The sequence below is a fragment of the Microcoleus sp. B9-D4 genome (genome assembly GCF_036705105.1).
GTDB lineage: Bacteria > Cyanobacteriota > Cyanobacteriia > Cyanobacteriales > Microcoleaceae > Microcoleus.
In genome coordinates this window covers 77,625-96,126 of record NZ_JAUBTS010000015.1, presented here as the reverse complement: position 1 = coordinate 96,126, position 18,502 = coordinate 77,625, and the positions used below count along the sequence as shown (strand labels likewise).

At 44.9% G+C, this 18,502-nt stretch carries 9 protein-coding genes; all 9 read right to left on the bottom strand.

The features are described 5' to 3' along the window. Positions 1–102: 102 nt before the first annotated feature. The 9 genes from QUB24_RS12015 to trxA all read right to left on the bottom strand — a co-directional run bounded on the left by QUB24_RS12015 (position 103) and on the right by trxA (position 17,866). On the bottom strand, positions 103–5,478 hold the full coding sequence (locus QUB24_RS12015) for an AAA family ATPase (protein ID WP_333153384.1): 5,376 nt from the start codon (positions 5,476–5,478) through the stop codon (positions 103–105). 162 nt (positions 5,479–5,640) lie between these two features. Next, a complete protein-coding gene (locus QUB24_RS12010; RefSeq protein ID WP_333153383.1) occupies positions 5,641–11,019 on the bottom strand; it encodes an AAA family ATPase in 5,379 nt (1,792 codons plus the stop codon). Between the two features lie 66 nt (positions 11,020–11,085). Beyond that, on the bottom strand, positions 11,086–11,283 hold the full coding sequence (locus QUB24_RS12005; protein ID WP_333153382.1) for a hypothetical protein: 198 nt from the start codon (positions 11,281–11,283) through the stop codon (positions 11,086–11,088). Between the two features lie 233 nt (positions 11,284–11,516). Next, complete coding sequence (gene cydB, locus QUB24_RS12000; RefSeq protein WP_333153381.1) at positions 11,517–12,530, bottom strand: cytochrome d ubiquinol oxidase subunit II; 1,014 nt, start codon at positions 12,528–12,530, stop codon at positions 11,517–11,519. Positions 12,531–12,538: 8 nt separating this feature from the next. Next, positions 12,539–13,981, bottom strand: a complete 1,443-nt coding sequence (locus QUB24_RS11995; protein ID WP_333153380.1) for a cytochrome ubiquinol oxidase subunit I — start codon at positions 13,979–13,981, stop codon at positions 12,539–12,541. Between the two features lie 276 nt (positions 13,982–14,257). Next, complete coding sequence (locus tag QUB24_RS11990; RefSeq protein ID WP_333153379.1) at positions 14,258–14,731, bottom strand: hypothetical protein; 474 nt, start codon at positions 14,729–14,731, stop codon at positions 14,258–14,260. After that, the gene (locus tag QUB24_RS11985) at positions 14,706–15,911 is read right to left on the bottom strand and encodes an urease accessory protein UreH domain-containing protein (protein ID WP_333153378.1); all 1,206 of its coding nucleotides are present in this window, start codon (positions 15,909–15,911) and stop codon (positions 14,706–14,708) included. Before QUB24_RS11985 ends, QUB24_RS11990 begins: the two co-directional genes overlap by 26 nt. Before the next feature lie 374 nt (positions 15,912–16,285). Then, positions 16,286–17,353, bottom strand: coding sequence for an LOG family protein (locus tag QUB24_RS11980; RefSeq protein ID WP_333153377.1), 1,068 nt, complete (start codon positions 17,351–17,353; stop codon positions 16,286–16,288). A 189-nt stretch (positions 17,354–17,542) separates the two neighbouring features. Further along, on the bottom strand, positions 17,543–17,866 hold the full coding sequence (trxA, locus tag QUB24_RS11975) for a thioredoxin (RefSeq protein ID WP_006631199.1): 324 nt from the start codon (positions 17,864–17,866) through the stop codon (positions 17,543–17,545). Positions 17,867–18,502: the final 636 nt, after the last annotated feature.

The following is an 18,502-nucleotide window of genomic DNA, read 5'->3' as shown; positions in this document are numbered from 1 at the left end:
GAATTATTCATCTCTGTATTCTCTCCCTCTGCGTTCTCAGCGCCCTCTGCGGTTAAATCATTCCGATGCAACCGGAAACGATATAAATTACCAAGGTAATGCTCAACATGGCAGTGAAATTATAAATTCTGTACCTCTACCTAAAGTTGAGTTGACTTCTAGCATACCAGAGTGTTTCTCAACTACAATCTGCCGTGCGATCGCCAAACCCAACCCTGTGCCTTTACCGACACCTTTAGTTGTAAATAAGTGATCAAAAATATTCGCTTTTATCTCATCTGATATCCCTGGCCCGTTGTCAGAAATGCGAATCGTCACCCACTCAGAAGACTTTATTTCTGTCCGAATCGTGATGCAATGAGCTGGGGCTTTAATCTTCTCTAAACTCGGTTCCCGATTAGATTCTTCCAGTGCATCAATGGCATTGGCTAATATATTCATAAACACTTGATTTAATTGTCCGGGGAAGCAATCAACTGATGGCAAATTCCCGTACTCTTTCACAACTTCAATCGCTGGACGCTGTTCGTTCGCTTTCAATCTGTGTTTGAGAATCAAAATCGTACTGTTAATTCCGTCATGAATATTGAAAGGAACTTTGTAATCTTTGTCGGCGCGAGAGAAGGTACGAAGACTGGTGCTGATACCTTGAATGCGATCGCACCCGATTTGCATCGATTTCAACATTTTGGGTAAATCTTCTAAGAGATATTCGATATCGCTCTCTTCAGCTTTTTCTTCAATCTCCTCACCCGGACTGGGAAATTTTTCTTTATAGAGTTGTAAGTATTCTGTAATATCTTTGACGGCGGCGATCGCCTCATGAATATTGCCAGAAATAAATCCGACTGGATTATTAATTTCATGGGCAACCCCGGCCACTAAGTTCCCCAACGCCGACATTTTTTCGCTCTGCACTAATTGCAGTTGTGATTGTTCCACCTGGTGGGCATAGTCCTGCGCTTGCTGATACAATCGCGCATTTTCTAAGGAAATGGCAGCCTGAGTGCAGAGGAAGTTGAGGACGAGGAGACGATCGCGAGTAAACACTCCTTTTGTCGAGCTATGTTCGAGATAAAGTATCGCAACTAAGTTCCCGCGATCGAGAATCGGAGTACATAGCATACTCTGAGAGTGATACTGGAGCGTACAGTCATTCATTAAACCCGGAATATCGGTCTTGCCACCTTCAATCACCACAGTTTCCAGGGTGTGTTTGACATAATAAACCAGCTTGAGCGGAATCACCGCCGAGCCATCTATAGGTTGGGTTTGCAGTAAGGTTGTGGGTAACTCGTTATCTGGATTTATGTGAGTTATTGCCCGGATTTGCCATTCATCCTCATGGGGGAGTAGCAAAGCACAAGTTTCTGCGCCCGAAGTTTTTAAAATAATTTGGTTGAGGCTTCCGAACAATTCATCAAGCTGAATTTTACTGGATAAAGCTTGAGCAGCTTGCACAATAGATGCGAAATCAAGGGCATCGGAAATACTGGTGCTGCTGGTGCTGGAAGTGTGTGAAGAGTGGCTAATCGTTGCTAGCGTTTCTAGAGGATTAAAGCGAAGTTGGGGCTGATTCAGGATGGGATGAAGTAACTGCGGATACCTTTTTTCTAAGTCTTCAACCTTGGCGAGTGCACCCCAACGGGCATAACAGTAATATGCTTCCTGCATATAGCTGGCGGCCACTTTTTCTTTACCCCATTCCCAGTAGAATTTGGCCGCGAGTTCGTTGGCCAACCCTTCCTCTTGGATATAACCGTTTTCCTTGGCTCCTTGAATTGCTAAATCATAAAATTCTAGAGCTTCTGTTTTGCAATTGAGGAGTTGATACTTTTGGGCTTCAACTAAATGATATTTGTGCAAGTAATTCATGGGGCCATAATCTGCCCAATCTTTTAGCTTGGCTTGATTTTCTTCCATTCGCAGCCATCGCGGCTCTGACTCCGACATTGATTCACCAGGAGTCGCCAGCACGTTCAGAGAATCATAGAAATAGAAGATCGGTTCAACAATACTTCCCATCCCTCCAGCCAAATACTGTCGCGTTTGAGCGGCATCATGTTCTGCTTTAGCAAAGTCTTCCAACCAGTAATCCAAGGTGAATCGATACAAGTAGAAGAAGGATAGTCGGTAAAAATCGACTTTGGCCTCATCCAAGACTTTTTCTTCGTATGAATCCTGGCGTAAGGGAATTTCTTCCTCTGACTCACCCAAGAGAATTTGAGCCGCCTGCCAGTATGCCAACACACAGTTTGCTGCCGTCAATTGGTTGAGGTCGCACAACTGTTGATAATAGGCGCGAATTTGCGGTTCGAGTTCAGCCAGCGGTTGACCGTACCAATAAGCATTGAAACAGTACAACTGGGCGTCATAGCCCATAAATTCTAGATTGCCTGTTTCTAATCCAGCTTGATAGCCATCGAGAAGAATGGGCAGCGTTTCTTGCAGATGGATCGTCCAAGAACCCACATATGCCCCCATTAACATGGCGGTGGCGGCTCGAATGTTTTTGGCATCGGGTTCTAAGGCGAGTTGGTATCCTAATTGCCCAAACTGAGGCACCATCGTCATGTCGCCCCACAGCATCCTCAGTTGGAAGGCGTAACCCACGTAGCAAAAAGCGGAAACCGGACTATTGCCGAATTGGATGGACAACTTAACCTGCAGTGCCACCACCAGGAAATAAAGCTTGGTGCCGGACATATAACAGACGGGTGTTAGGCGAGCGGCATTTTGCATAATGGCTAATTGCTGAGGATCGCTCATTTTCGGCAGATCAAAGAATGATTCAATAGAGCGACCTTCAATTAAGGCATCAATTTCTTGCTTCAACTGCCGAATATCGTCTAGGGTTGGTTCATTTGGTAGGTTTACGCCTAACATTTGGAAGACTGATTGACCGATCGCGATCGCCTCAACAAATTTATTGTGGGCAACCAATGCCTGAATTTTGACTTGGTAAACTTGCACCTGTTCTAAAGGTGTTTTCGCATGATGAATCACCGCTTCAATCCACTGGTGCATCTGCTCAAAATCGCCAGCCAAGAAAGCCACCTCGGCAGCCAAGTCGTACAAAGATAGGGTCATTTCGTACTGCCGTTGCCAAGCGTCTGTTCCCAGCAGTTTCAGGCCCACTGTGGCATATTCGCGGGCGGCTTGATAGGCAGTGGCGGCTCTGGCTTTGTGGCAAGCAGTGAGGTTGAGTTGGGCGAGTTCCTCCCTTTCGGGTTGTTCTACAACCAGTATGGTTCCGTAGTTCAACTGATTGACTAATTCAAAAATGCGTTCTTCTCTGGCTTCTGCTGAAATTTGTTGCAGCAGCAGTTGCCCGATTTGATAATGAGCGATCGCGCGTTCTTCTTCGGGAATCAAAGAATAAGCAGCTTGTTGGACGCGATCGTGCAAGAAACGATAGGCAACGGTTTGAGTAGTCGTTTCAGAAATCGCCTGTTGAGCGCCTACATAAAATTTATAAACTTCACTTTGGGGAATAATCAGCTCTTCCTGTAAAGCTTTCCACAATGCGGTTGCGGTTTCCGTCTCCGAACTCTCTGAAACAATTGCCAATGTTGCCAGATCGAACTGGTTGCCAATGCAAGCGGCTAATTTTAAAACAGACTGAGTTGTGGCTGGCATTTTTTGCAACTGCTGCGCCATAAATAGCACCACATCATCAGTGAGAGCTGCCTCTCTCACTTTGCTAATATCGCACTGCCAATGTCCCGATTGGTTCTCAAAAGTAATCAATCCATCCTGATGCAATGCTTTGAGAAACTGCGTCGCAAAAAATGGGTTTCCTTGAGTTTTTTGATACACTAATTCTGTCAGCGTTTGTGCTAAATCAGGGTCACAAACTAGCGTATCCGCTACCAATTGATTTAAACTGATTTGGCCAAGCGGTGCTAATGTAATAGTGTTGAGTGTGGTTCCTGCCTTCCTCACTTCATCGAGGGTCAACATCAGGGGATGGCCTGGTGATACTTCATTATCCCGATAGGCTCCCAGCAGCAACAGATAACCCAATTGCGACTCATTGACTAGCAATTGCATTAACTTCAGCGATGCCGAATCCGCCCATTGTAAGTCATCCAAAAATATCACCAAGGGATGCTCTTTTTTGGTGAAGACTGCAATGAATTTGTGGAAGAGCAAATTAAAGAGATTTTGAGCAGCAATTCCCGATAATTCCGGGGCTGGGGGTTGGGGTCCAATAATCCGTTCTAGTTCGGGAATGACTTCAATAATAACTTGTCCGCTGTCACCGAGCGCTTCGAGAATTTGAGTTTTCCATTCTTGGATTTTGGCATCACTTTCACTGAGTAATTGTGCCATAAAATCGCGAAATGCCTGGACAAATGCCGAGAAGGGAATGTTGCGGTTAAACTGGTCGAATTTGCCTTTGATGAAATAGCCGCGCTGTCGGACAATTGGTTTATGCACCTCGTTGACTACAGCCGTTTTTCCAATCCCGGAGAACCCCGCGACTAGCATTAATTCTGATGTGCCATTTGCCACGCGATCGAAGGCATTCAACAGGATTTGTACTTCTGTTTCTCGACCATAAAGCTTTTCAGGAATCAGGAAGCGATCGCATACATCCCGCGTTCCTAACTCAAAAGTTTCAATCTTTCCAGTTTCTTGGCACTGCTGCAAACACCTTTCTAAGTCATGTTTCAATCCCAAGGCACTTTGATAGCGTTTTTCGGCATTCTTTGCCATTAGCTTCATCACCAGATCCGAAACCACCTGCGGGATTTCTTTGCTGTTTATTGAAGGAGGTTGTTTGGCAATATGGCAGTGAACCAACTCCATGGGGTCGTCACATTCAAATGGCAGTTTTCCTGTCAGCAGTTCGTAAAATGTGGCTCCCAGAGAATAAAAGTCGGTGCGGTAGTCGATGCCTCGGTTCATTCGTCCGGTTTGTTCGGGTGAAATATAGGCGAGGGTTCCTTCTAAAACGTTGGGATTTTGAATTTCTTGAGTTTCTCTCGGCAGTAGGGAGGCGATGCTAAAGTCAATCAGTTGGACTTGTTTAGTTTCGGGATGAATCAGAACGTTAGCTGGCTTAATATCTTTGTGAATGACTCGGTTTCGGTACAGTCCGTCAAGAATGTCAGTTATTTGAATAGCAATTGCCAATATTTCTGCTAGAGTCAGCTTGCGTTCTTGGGCGTAGTCTCGCAGAGAAATACCGCCAAAATCCTCCATTACTAGGGCATAGCTGTGGCGATAGGATTCCAAATTGTAGGGTTCAACGACTCCCGGCAGACGTAGGTTTTTGGCGATGGTGTACTGGTTGCGGAATTGCAGCAGTTCGCTGAAGCTGGGATAGTCTCGATTTAATAGTTTAATGACAACCGGAAGCTGATCTGTTTCTCGGATGGCTCGATAAACTAGGGTTCTCGAACCACAGTATAATTGCTCAACCAGATGATATCCCGAAATTCGGTTTGTCAAATCCACTACTGCATTCATCTGGATTACTCCATCTCAGACATTGACTCTTGTAACTAAGTATACACTTTTATTCGTCAAGTCTGAGAAAAATAGAACTGCGAAATCTCCCGGCGACAGACTCTACCGCTTTTATTTTTTTTTCACTTTTGAAGAGAAAGATTGCCATCTATCAAGCTATTATTATCCTTTCATTGGCAATAAAATTGTAAACTCCGTCCCTTCTCTCAATACAGAATTTACCTCGATTGTACCGCCGTGTTTCTCTACCACAATCTGCCGTGCGATCGCCAATCCCAACCCCGTTCCTTTGCCTACTTCCTTGGTAGTAAATAACTCATCAAAAATCTTCTCTCGCACTGCTTCACTCATGCCCAAACCGTTATCTTTAATGCGAATTATTGCTTGTTTATTGTCCACAAAAATGTCGGTTTTAATGGTAATTTGATTGGCTATTTCTGCATAATGCCGTCCTTGATTTGATTCCTCCAAAGCATCGATCGCATTACCTAACAAATTCATAAATACTTGATTCAACTGTCCGGCATAACACTCCACTTGTGGCAAATTCCCATATTCCCTAATCACTTTGATTTCTGGACGAGTATCGTTAGCCTTGAGCCGATGTTTCAGGATCATAATGGTGCTATCGATGCCATCGTGGATATTGCAAGCTATGGGATAGTTAGTATCGGCACGGGAGAATGTCCGTAGACTGGTACTAATATCCCGAATCCGCTTCACGCCTTCCCGCATCGAATCTACTAATTTCGGTAAATCTTCCCGGATGTACTCCAGATCGATGTTCTCGATTTCTTCTTGAATCTCTGGATCGAGTTGCGGATATTTTTGTTCATACAAATCGAGCAATCCAAACAAATCTTTGATATAATCTAAAGCGGGTTGAATATTACCAACCAAAAAACCAACTGGATTATTAATTTCGTGAGCAACCCCAGCCACTAAGTTTCCCAAGGCTGACATCTTTTCGCTTTGAACTATTTTTATTTGTGCTTGTTTGAGATCGGTAAATGCTTGTTGAGATTCTTGATACAAACGGGCATTTTCTAAGGAAATAGCAGCTTGAGAAGCCAGCAAATTTAGCACTTCAATGCGATCGCTCGTAAATGCGCCAACCGTCAGGTTATTTTCTAGATATAAAATCCCAATCAACTGCCCTTGATTAAGAATTGGAATACAAAGAACACTGATCGGCTGGTGCTGTTCAATATAGCGATCGCTCGCAACCTGGGAACTTACCCTAGCATCAACTATTACCACAGGTTTCAAACTACGCTTGACAGTGTTAACCAAACTAATTGCTACATCCTTACTTGATTCTAGAGGTATTGATGGTAATAGCTCAGGTTCCTGTCCCTCTGCTACAAGAGCCGCTACCTGTAAATACTGTTTTTGTTTGAGCAATAAGACACACTTAGTGGCGCCAGCATTTGTCATCACTATTTTTAAGAGAGTAGTCAGGAGTTTATCTAGTTCAATCTCCCCAGAAATGGCTTGAGAGGCTTGGATTAGAGTAGGCAAATCTAGAAATTCAGAGTTGCTGCTAGAAGATTGAGTAGAAGTAATCGTTCCCCGGGCGATCGTTTCCTTAAAGGAACTAAATGATTGAGATTGCTGAAGGATAATAGCGAGTAGGCGAGGATAACGTTTTTCTAAATCGTCTATTTTGGCTTTAGCTCCCCATCGGGCATAACAATAATACGCTTCAATCATGTAGGCTTGAGCTACTTTTTCTTTGCCCCATTCCAAGTAGAATTTCGCTGCTAGTTCGTTGGCGAGGGCTTCTTCGTTGATGAATTGATTTTCTTTAGCGAGGGATAGGGCGCGATCGTACATTTCCAGTGCATCTGCCTTGTAACCCAAAACCCGCTGCCGTTCTGCTTCAACTAAATACCACTTATGCAGATGATTCATGGGAGCATTTTGCGCCCACTGGTGCAGACTCGTTTGATGGGTTTCCACAGAGGCCAGAATATCAGCTTGCTCGGTTTCTGGCTGTGTGGAAAACACTGCCAGGTACGTCAGGGCTGCATAGAAATGGAAAGCCGGAACATGAACCAATCCCGATAATGCCATCAAATACGGCTTGACTTGGCAAATATGGTTTAAGGCAGCCGGATAATTGCCGCCTAAGTAGGCAAGCAGCAGTTTGTAAATGTAGACAAGAGCGATCGCACTGAGTTCATTATCCTGATAGTGCTTAGGAAGCATCACGGTTTCATCGTAGGCACTTCCCATTAAGCAATCCGGTTGACTAACGGCTTCTGTCAAGTTCAGTACCGTCTGCCGCTTCATATCCAAATAAGCCAGAGGAGTATATTGTTTGGCCTGAGCCAAGGCAGCGCTATAACCTGCTATTTCAGGCTCCCAAGTGTCCAGTTCTACCCCACTGAAAAAGTTGGCGTAGAAATAATCCAATATACTGAAGCCTGCGCTAAGAAAATCGCCAGTTTCCATGCCAGCGGTATATCCAGCTTTCAACATGGGTATCGTTGCCCTCACGGCTTCTTGGTGATGCTGAACAAAGCTTCCAAATAGATTTGCAATTACGGATTTGAATTCCTGTACATTGAACTTGTCAAACAATGAGATCGCCAATTTGCCAAAACCATAGCCCGTTTTTGCATCTGAGAAAAAGGCACACAGCACCATGCCATGAATTACATACCCTACCGTCGATGCGGATGTATTCCCAAAGGAGAGCGATAAACTCACCATAGCGGAGCTAAGTAGGGGCAGCAAACCAGGCATTCCAATAAAAATGGGTGAAAACAACATTGCCATCACTTCCATTGCTGCCTTAGCCTTGGCATCGGTCATTACTGACAAATTAGCTAATTCTTCAATCCGTCTGTCTTGGAGTTGGGCAGCCAGGCCTTGTAGTGCTTTGCCGATCGAGGCTTCGTCAGGTTCAGTGGGGAGTTCAACCCCTAATTGCCCTAGCGCATTTCTGCCCACGGCGATCGCTTCTAATATTTTGCCCTGAGCTGTCTGTGCAATGATTGAAATTTGGTAAATTTTAACTTTGTCTAAAATCGACTGAGCTTTTTGCAATACCAATTCTGCCATTTGTTCCATGCTGTCAAAGTCAGCATTCAAATAAGCGGCTTCGGTAGCAGCAACATAGAGATTCAGGGTCAATTCATACTGAGTTTGCCAGCAGTTAGCTGTCAGTAACTCTATCCCGGTTTGCACATAGACTCTTGTCGCAGCATAAGCTGTAGAACTTCTGGCTTTCTGTGCCGCTTTTAAGTTTAGTTGAGCTAATGCTTCTCGTTCGCTCGGTTGGGTAATTAACTCTTCTCCTTGGTTCAAATGCCTGACAATATCAAATAGTTTTTCCTCTTGCTCTATTTCTGATAAATTTTGCTGGAGTAACTGTCCGATTTTGAGATGAGTTGCTTTTTTCTGGGAATCGGGAATTAGCGAATATGCGGCTTGCTGGACGCGATCGTGTAAAAATCGATAAGTTGGATTAGCTGAAGCCTGGAAAACTTCATCACAATCCGATTGGGTAAAGAACTTATAGATTTTGGTCGTGGGAATCACCAAACCTTCCTGCAATGCTTTCCATAAAGCCGTAGCCGTCCTTCCAGCAGATTTCTCACTGACAATTACTAAGGTCTTCAAATCAAACTGCGAGCCAATACAAGCAGCTAATTTGAGATGATCCTGAGTTTCTGGCGGCAACTTCTGCAATTGCAATGCCATGAATTCAACCACATCATCAGTGATAGCTAAGGCTTTGACTTGGGCAATATCACACTGCCAATGCCGAATATCCCAATTAAAGCTAATTAGCTGATCGTCATGTAATGCCTTGAGAAACTGAGTGGCAAAGAAAGGATTTCCCTGAGTTTTTTGATAGACTAATTTTGTTAAAGGTTTGGCAAGGGATGATTCGCAATTCAGCGTATCCGCCACCAACAGATTCATATCTGGTTCGCTTAACGGTTGCAAAGTAATCGTATTAACTGTTGCCCCTGTTTTAACTATGTCATCCACTGTCAAAATAAATGGATGTACTGGCGAAACTTCATTATTTCGATAGGCGCCCAATACTAATAAATATCCTGTCTCCATCATCAATAATTGTAGCAAATTCAGGGATGCTGAATCCGCCCATTGCAAGTCATCCAAAAACATCACTAAAGGATGTTCTTTGCTCGTGAAAACTTGCACAAATTTCTGCATGACCAGATTAAAGCGATTTTGGGCGGCACTTCCTGACAATTCTGTTGCAGGAAGTTGAGCGCCAATTATACGTTCTAACTCAGGAATCACGTCAATCAAGACTTGTCCGTTGTCTCCCACTGCTGCTAAAATCTTGGTTTTCCATGTTTGCACTTGGGTATCCGATTCTGATAGCAATTGACCCATTAAGTCGCGGAAGGCTTGCACAAAGGCACTGAAGGGAATGTTGCGTTGAAATTGATCGTATTTGCCTTTGATAAAATAACCGCGCTGACGGACTATGGGTTTATGAACTTCATTGACAACCGCGGTTTTCCCAATTCCCGAAAAACCTGCTACTAGCATCATTTCTGTTGCTTCCAGGCTGACTCGCTCAAAGGCAGCTAATAGTTGAGCAACTTCTTTTTCTCTACCGTAGAGCTTTTCGGGGATAGTAAAGCGATCGCTAATATCTCGCTTTCCGAGCTCAAAATCTTCTATCTTGGCTGTTTTTTGTAACTGAAATAAACAATTTTCTAAATCGTGCTTGAGTCCTAATGCACTTTGATAGCGTTTTTCGGCATTTTTCGCCATCAGCTTACTGACAATTTTCGATAAAATTAGGGGAACTTCGGGATTTATTTGATGGATCGGTATCGACTGTTTGGCGAGGTGACAATGCACCAATTTCATCGGATCATCCGAGATAAATGGCAAATTTCCTGTCAACAATTCATAAAAAGTCACACCCAGGGAATAAAAGTCACTACGATAGTCAATGCCTCGATTCATCCGTCCTGTTTGTTCGGGGGAGAGATAGGCTAATGTTCCTTCTAAGATATTAGGGTTCTGGATTTGTTGGGTTTCTCGTGGTAGGAGGGATGCAATACTAAAGTCAATTAGTTGAATTTCTTGGGTATCGGGATTAATGAGAATATTAGCGGGTTTAATATCTTTGTGAATGACTCGGTTTTGGTAGAGATAGTGAATAATGTCTGTTAGTTGTATGGCGAGTTGGAGAAATTCTGCTAAAGGTAAAGCTGGAGATGGTTGGGTTTGATTTGTTGCTGTTTGGAGGTAAGTAGATAGGGAGACTCCACCAAAGTCCTCCATTACTAGGGCATAGCTATTCTGGTATACTTCCAGCGTCAGGGGTTTGACGATGTGAGGAAAGTCGAGATTTTTGGCAATGGTATATTGGTTGCGAAACTGGACGAGCTCGTTGAAGGTGGGGTATTCGTTTCGCAGCAGTTTGATGACGACTGGGTATTGATCGCGGGTACGGATGCCTCGATAGACTAGGGTACGTGTACCTGCATAAAGTTGCTCTGTAATCTGATAACCTGACAAATTTGCGATCGCATCCATAACTTGTTGACCCTATATTATACAACAGTTAAATTAAAACATTCCATTCCATTCCATTGTATTTTATTATTGGACAAAGATAGCGATCGCAAACTCTGCACCCTCGCTAGGGACAGAATTAACTGTAATTTTTCCCCGATGTTTATCAACTATTATTTGACCGAAAGCAATTTGCTGCGGGGCCCTGGATTCATCCGTGTACCTGTGAAAAAATCTCCGCATCCCGATCGCAAGTCCCGGACTCATCCGTGTGAGCAATCTCAAATATCAAATCTCAAATTTCAAATCGCATGACGTGCGATCGCTAATCCTAAATTAGTTCCTTTGCCTACTCCGCACTATTTACGCTATTTTATGTATAGTATGGTTGCGTAAGTTGTAATGGTATCAGAAAACAATTACTTGTAATTTTTAACCGGAAATATACGCAGATAAACCAGGATATAAACTTGATACTATCTGCGTACATTAGCCTGCATCTGCGGTTTTATTATGCTTTATTCCCCGTAGTGTCCACCGACAACCTTACCCCGAAACACAACATAATTGTAGATGTTGTAAAAAATCATAATCGGGATCAGAATGCCCATAAACACAATCATAAATACCAGGGCGCTGGGCGAAGCTGCGGCTTGGTAAATCGTGATTTGCGAGGGAATAATGTAGGGAAAAACAATCAATCCCAAGCCGATGAAAGTAAGCAAAAAAATCAGAATCGTCCAGATAAACGGGGTTCGTTCTTCTTTACTTGCGAGACTTTTCAGCAGCAGTCCCACCAAAAGCACTCCCAACAAAGGAATCGTGGCAAAGACATAAACTAGGGGTTTCTCGAACAACCTGGATCTAGCACTTTCGTAAAAAATCGGAGTGGCGATCGTAATTAAAATCGCTCCGATTAAAGTTGTCACCGCCGCAATTTTAGCCGTGCGATAGTGATTTGTTTGCAGTTCGCCCTCCGTTTTCATAATTAGATAGGTTGAACCGATCAAAACATAGCCTTGAATCAGCGTCAAAGCAACCAAGATCGATCGCCAATCCAGCCAGTCCCAAGTAGTACCCACAAAGTGACCTGCTTCATCAACCGCAATGCCTTCGAGCACCGCACCGAGGGCAAATCCTTGAGCTAAAGCTGCTAAAAAACTGCCAGCACCAAAGGCATAATTCCAGAATAATTTGCGATTAGAATGCTCCCGAAATTCAAAGGCTACAGCGCGAAATATCAAACCAAAAAGCATCATGCAAATCGGTATATATAGCGCTGTCAAAATCGTGCCGTAAGCTAGGGGAAATGCGCCAAATAAAGCGCCTCCCATCAACACCAGCCACGTTTCGTTCGCGTCCCAAACGTTGCCCAAACTCGTCATTAAAATGCCCCTGCGTTCCTCGTCGTCAGCAGTCAAAGACAGGATGCCTACTCCTAAGTCAAAACCGTCTAGCATGACATATAGCAGGAGAAACAAAGCCAAAACTACAAACCAAACTTGCGGGAGAAAATGCTCCAAAGCTTGCATAAAATCTCCTATTGTTGTGCTTCTACGGGACGTTGATCGGGAATGTGTTCTGCAGGTTGACTTTCGATTGCAGGTTCATTGTCTAAACCTGGCACAGGCAGACTTAAATTAGGGCCTTTGCGGATAATTCTGCTGCCAAAATACAAGGCACAAACAAACAAAAAGCTGTAAACAACGGCAAAGAAACTGAGAGAAGTTAAAACATTGCTGGCGGGGATGTTGGATACCGCGTCAGCAGTGCGAATTTGCCCGTATAAAGCCCACGGTTGTCTGCCGACACAGCGCACAATCCAACCCGATTCTACAGCAATATATCCCAGGGGAGCAGCTAATACCCAAGCGCGCATCAGCCAAGGTTGACTGCTAATATTTTCAGCAGCAAGTTTTCCTCGCATCCACTGAATTATACTGAACAGCATCAGTCCTAAAAAGAAGAAGCCAATCCCGGACATGATGCGGAAACAATAGTAGATTAAACCCACCATCCGGGGTCTATCTTCTGGCTTCCATTCCTTCAATCCGAGTACGGGTTCGGAGAGTTTTTGTTTGAATTCCAGAACATATCCTAAGCCATTGGGTACGCTAATTTCCCAGTCATTTTTTTGGGCTTTTTCATTAGGCAAAGCTAGCAAAGTCCAATCGGCTGACTCTCCCGCTGGTGAGGTTTCCCACTTAGCTTCGATTGCTGCTAATTTAGTGGGTTGATAGTGATAAACTTGTTCGGCGCTCAAATGTCCGATGTATATTTGCAAAGGTGCAACGGCGATGGCTGTCGCTATGGCAATTTTTAAAGACTTGGAAAAAAAGGCTTGGTTGCGCTTATTGAGAATGTACCAAGCGCTAATTCCCCCAATGACAAACAGCGAAGTTTCTAACGTCGCAAAAAACATATGGAGAATGCTGTTTAATGCGAACGGGTTCATAATTGCTTGAAAGTAATCGCTGACAATAAACTTGCCATTGACCATTTCTCCGCCGGCAGGAGTTTGCAGCCAAGAGTTAGCGACTAAAATCCATACTGTGGATAGGTTAGCGCCGAAGGCTACCATGATTGTAGCGAAATAATGGACGATCGGGTTAACGCGCTCCCAACCAAACAGCATAATGCCTAAAAAGCCGGCTTCTAGCATAAATGCCATTGAAGCTTCAAAGCCTAAAATGCTGCCAAAAAAGTCACCTACTGCTTCGGAAAATGGTGCCCAATTCGTGCCAAACTGAAATTCCATCGGAATTCCTGAAGCTACTCCAATACCGAAGTTGAGGACGTAGAGTTTAGACCAAAAACGAGCGTGATGGTAGTAGTCGGGATTGCGAGTTTTCAGCCACATTCCTTCAACAATTACCAGATAAATTCCCATTCCCGTAGTCAGAACTGGCCACAGCATATGGAATATGGCGGTTAGCGCAAATTGCATCCGTGATAGCGCCACGGTGTTAGATAAGATATCCATCGTTATTTCCTTTGCTCAGTTCAAAAGAGGTTAGCTTGCACAAATTCCATAATGGACACTGGTTATAATGTAGTGTAAAAATTTGTGACATTTTGTAGAGTGGGGAATTTTTAAGGTTTTATACAGATTTCGGTTGTATTTTTTTTGTATGTTAAAATAGGTAGATTCTGCTTTGTCGTTGGGTGGGGGCGGGTTTATGAGATTGTGGGTTTTAGGCATTTATTGGCAGGTTTACCCGCCCCTACAAGATTTATGTTCGGTGAGGGAAATATTATCTTAGCGAACCGTGACTGTATAAGTCAGTTTAAAGGGTTTAAAATTAGCTTTATTTTTGGCTGTTCCGCTCAATTCAAGTTCGTAAATCCCCCCCTTGGGGAACACGATGTCTGCTCCTGGTATTCCTTGATATTTTTCCGCAGAGATGGCTTTTAAAGGCGGCTGCATCAGGGGTTTATCTCCTTCTTTGCGCTCTTTCGGATAAACCGCTAATTTGCAATTGCACTGCTCTAGTGGGATAATTTGACCGCCCCTGCGAGTTAGGGCAAACCACACTCTCGCAGGCTGTCCGGCGCGGGGGTTGTGGTTGGGTTCTAGGTGAAAGGTAGCGGCTACATCTGCGGATACTTCGACTTCGTGCGCCCAAACAGAAATTGAGTTTAACTGCGGCGCACTCGGAATTGCTGCTTCAATTAGCAATCCTAAAAAAACTAACAATCCTAAATTTTTACTTTTGTTTGACAGGCGAAACATAGAACTTCTCCAGTGATAAAATTGACCAAAATAAACGCGATCGCACAAACATAACTAACACCACAACCACCGCTAACACCGCTGTCAGCAGTTGATTGTGCAACTTCCATTCAAAACCGCCGAGATAGTGGGAACCGATGAGTGCCGCGTGTACAGCGCACAGCAAGAAAGCTGGAACGCTTAACAGGTGAAGCATTCGCCACAGTTGGCCTAAATAATTTTGAATGCGATCGCAACTTGTAACCGCCGCCGGCAACATCAACAGCAGCGCCGTCATCCCAGCCGCCATTCCCAACTGATGCTGTGGCAACATGAAGGACACAGCATCCAAATTCCATTTCAGCGTATGATCCAGCATATGAAACGTGTGGGCGACTGCGAGGACAAACGCGCCCACACCCAAGGCGCGGCGGTAGCGCAGCATTTGCGGCAAAAACTTGCTCACCGGACGCGCCAACAGTGCTAGCATCAAGCACAGCAGCGCTGCGTGGCCAGTAAAATCAACCATTTCATCGGTTCGCAGCAAGGTAAGAATCCCGATCGCCACAGTCACCCAACCACCCGCACGAAACAGTTGACTGCGCTTGTCCGCGCTCAATCTGCCAGCAAAAAAACCCACTCCCAGCATAGTTGGCAAGGTGCCCAGTCCAAAAGCCAGCATCGTCGCCGCACCCAAAACCGGGTTTCCGGTTTCCGCCGCCTTAATCTGCGCCGCGTAGAGGAAACCGCAGGGAATCAAACCCCAAAGCAAACCCAAAGCAACCGGCACCCACCAGTTTTTTTGCGCCGAAAGCTTGCTCATTGCTTGTCCGACTCGATCGTGCGACATTGGGTGCAGCAGTGGCAATCCCGGCAGCAAACCCGGTTTAATTTGCACTACTCCGAACCAAATCAGCATCGTGCCCGTCAGAAGTGCGATCGCCCGCCGCAATTCGCTACCCGTACCTGCCAAAAGTCCGCCAGCAATTAACACCGAACCCAGCCCGCCAATTGCAGCACCAACCAAAGCGTAAGCAGCAATTCTTCCCAAATTCAGCAGCAGGTGAAAGCGGAAAGCAGCTAATTTATCGTTGCCGGAATTAGAAAGAGAAAACGCCATTGTCAGCGGGCCGCACATCCCCGCGCAGTGACCGAAACTGCCGAGAAATCCCAAAGCGCTAATTAGCAGCAGGTCTAGCATTTTGAGTCAGTAGTCAGCAGTCATTAGTTATTAGTTTTTTTACTGCTGATTGATAATTTATTAGTGTTGATTATCATAAATGCAGCCTATCAATTTTGTCAAAAGATTGTCGGTCAATCGATTTTCGATTTTCGATTTTCGATTTTCGATTGACTTGCGCGAGATAAATGCTCTTTCTTGAGGATTTTAGATTTTAGATTTGGGATTGATTCCACGGATAAATCACGTGGCGGGTACCACCTTTGAAATTCGTGGTCAAATTTATCTCCATCAGAGGGGCGGGTTTATTTATCCCCTGAGTTAGTTACAACTATTTCTCGTGAACCCAGCCCCTACAGACTAATGACTAATGACTAATGACTAATGACTAATAACTACTTTTGTGCTGGACGCGCGGCAGCCGGCGAAGCTGCACCCATTTGATTTATAGCAGCAATTAGCTGATAAAGCCGCCCTAAATCCCGCTGGTTGAAATGCAAAGTCAGGCGCGGCAGATCGAAAGTTGCATCTCCTATTTCCGGTGGCAAAGCTTGACTTTTTTCAATTTTTCCGGTGACAACAATATCGCTAAAATCAGTATTTAGCAGATCGACATTCTCCTCAGAAAGCTCTGTTTTCAAGCGAATTACCAGTTTTTCGCGCACGTAGCGGCAGGAGTGATAAACCAGATAAAAACTACCGATCGCCTCGCAAGCGACATTTACATCGTCAGTAATCGTATACAGGCTGCGATCGTCGGCTGAAATCAAACCCCGGCCCCGCAATTGTTTTTGCACAAAATAATTCCAATCAAGCCAATAATCTCCTCCCGGTCGATCGATCAATACCAAAGGAGCCGGCCCGAACTTGCCAGTTTGAGTCAAAGTCAGACACTCAAAAGCCTCGTCCAGAGTGCCAAAACCGCCCGGAAACAGAGCTAAAGCATCGCTTTCCCGGAGAAAAAATAACTTACGAGTGAAAAAATATTTAAAATTGAGCAATTTGGGATCGCCGGCAATGAAAGGATTAGAACTCTGCTCGAAAGGTAACTGAATGTTCAGCCCAAAAGAACGTTCAGCAGTCGCCCCCTCGTTCCCCGCCTGCATAATTCCCCCGCCGCCGCCAGTAATCACCATAAACCCCTGCTGGGCCATCGCCCGCGCAAAGTCTCTGGCCATCAAATATTCCGCAGATTGCGGTGACACCCTTGCCGAACCAAAAATCACAATTTTGCGAACGTGGCGGTAAGGATAAAACATCTCAAAAGCGCTCTCCATATCTCGGAGCGACGCCGCAATAATCTTCCAGTCTAGGCGATCGAGATCCTCTCCGGCCATTTGCACTATAGTAGAGAGCGATCGTTCGATCCACTCAGAGTGCTTCAACATTGGCAAGCGATCGAGCAAATCGATCAATTCAGCTTGGAGGGACTCAAAACCTTGACCAGACCCAGAACGAATCATGAATTTTTCCGAAACGGTAACAAATTGTCGCTACTAAAAATTAAGGGGCAAGCCAAAGTTAGAAGCCAATAGCCACCAGCAAATTGCCATGCTGGCCACTAATAACTTTTCCCGTAGCTTAGCCCCGGTTCTGAAGCGAGTTAGCTTTCGCGGCCCACAAAGAACAGCGCGAAACCCCTCGCAGTTCAGTTAAATGTACTTTTCCAGAGTGTTGGCCAGAGTAGTTTTCGGAACTGCCCCAACCACCATATCCACACGTTGACCGCCCTTAAATATCATCAGCGTCGGAATGCTGCGGATACCGTATTGGCTGGCCACGTTAGGATTCTCGTCGGTATTAACTTTTACTACCTTGACCTGCCCTTCATATTGCTGGGCAATTTCGTCTACGACGGGCGCCACCATCCGACAGGGCCCGCACCAGGGAGCCCAAAAATCCACTAGAACTGGAACTTCGCTATCGAGCACTTCCTGCTTAAAGGTAGAGTCGGTTACTTGCGCGGCTGCTGACATCCCTAGCCATCCTTGTAAATACTATTTCTCGGATAACAAGTCTAGCAAAAAGTGTAACCACTTGCGTCAATCGATTTTAGATTTTAGATTTTAGATTTTAGATTAAAGAATTGAAGCATTGACCCCACGGATAAATACGTTCGGCAAGTTTCCTCGGATACAGGTTTTTTATTTCTGGGTACTGAGTCTGCTTTCGGTCAACGATTTTAAGAGAAGGCTTCTGAACGAAGAAGGAAGAGGGAAGACGGTAGAAGGAAGAAGGCACAAGGTTTCTGAGGATCGCGAATTAAATAACTTACAATTTTAATTGTTATTGTGGGATGGGCGTCCCGCCCGTCTTTTTTGGACGGGCGGGACGCCCATCCCACTTTCAAGAGTGGAAGTTATTTAATTCTCATTCCTGAAGGAACAAGGCACTGATGTTTCCCAAGGCACTGATGTTTCCCAAGGCAGAATGCACTTATGTAGAAAAAAAATTCTCCCACCCCCAGACTCTCCCACTCTCCCCCACTTTCCCACTCTCCCCCTCTCCGGAGCTAAGAGCCTCAGCCCTGTACCTAGTAAGCAAGAGCGAAGATTTTCGGCAAAAAAGGAACCGCCCGAACAGTAGTCCGGGCGGAGTGTGGTGTGAGGAGT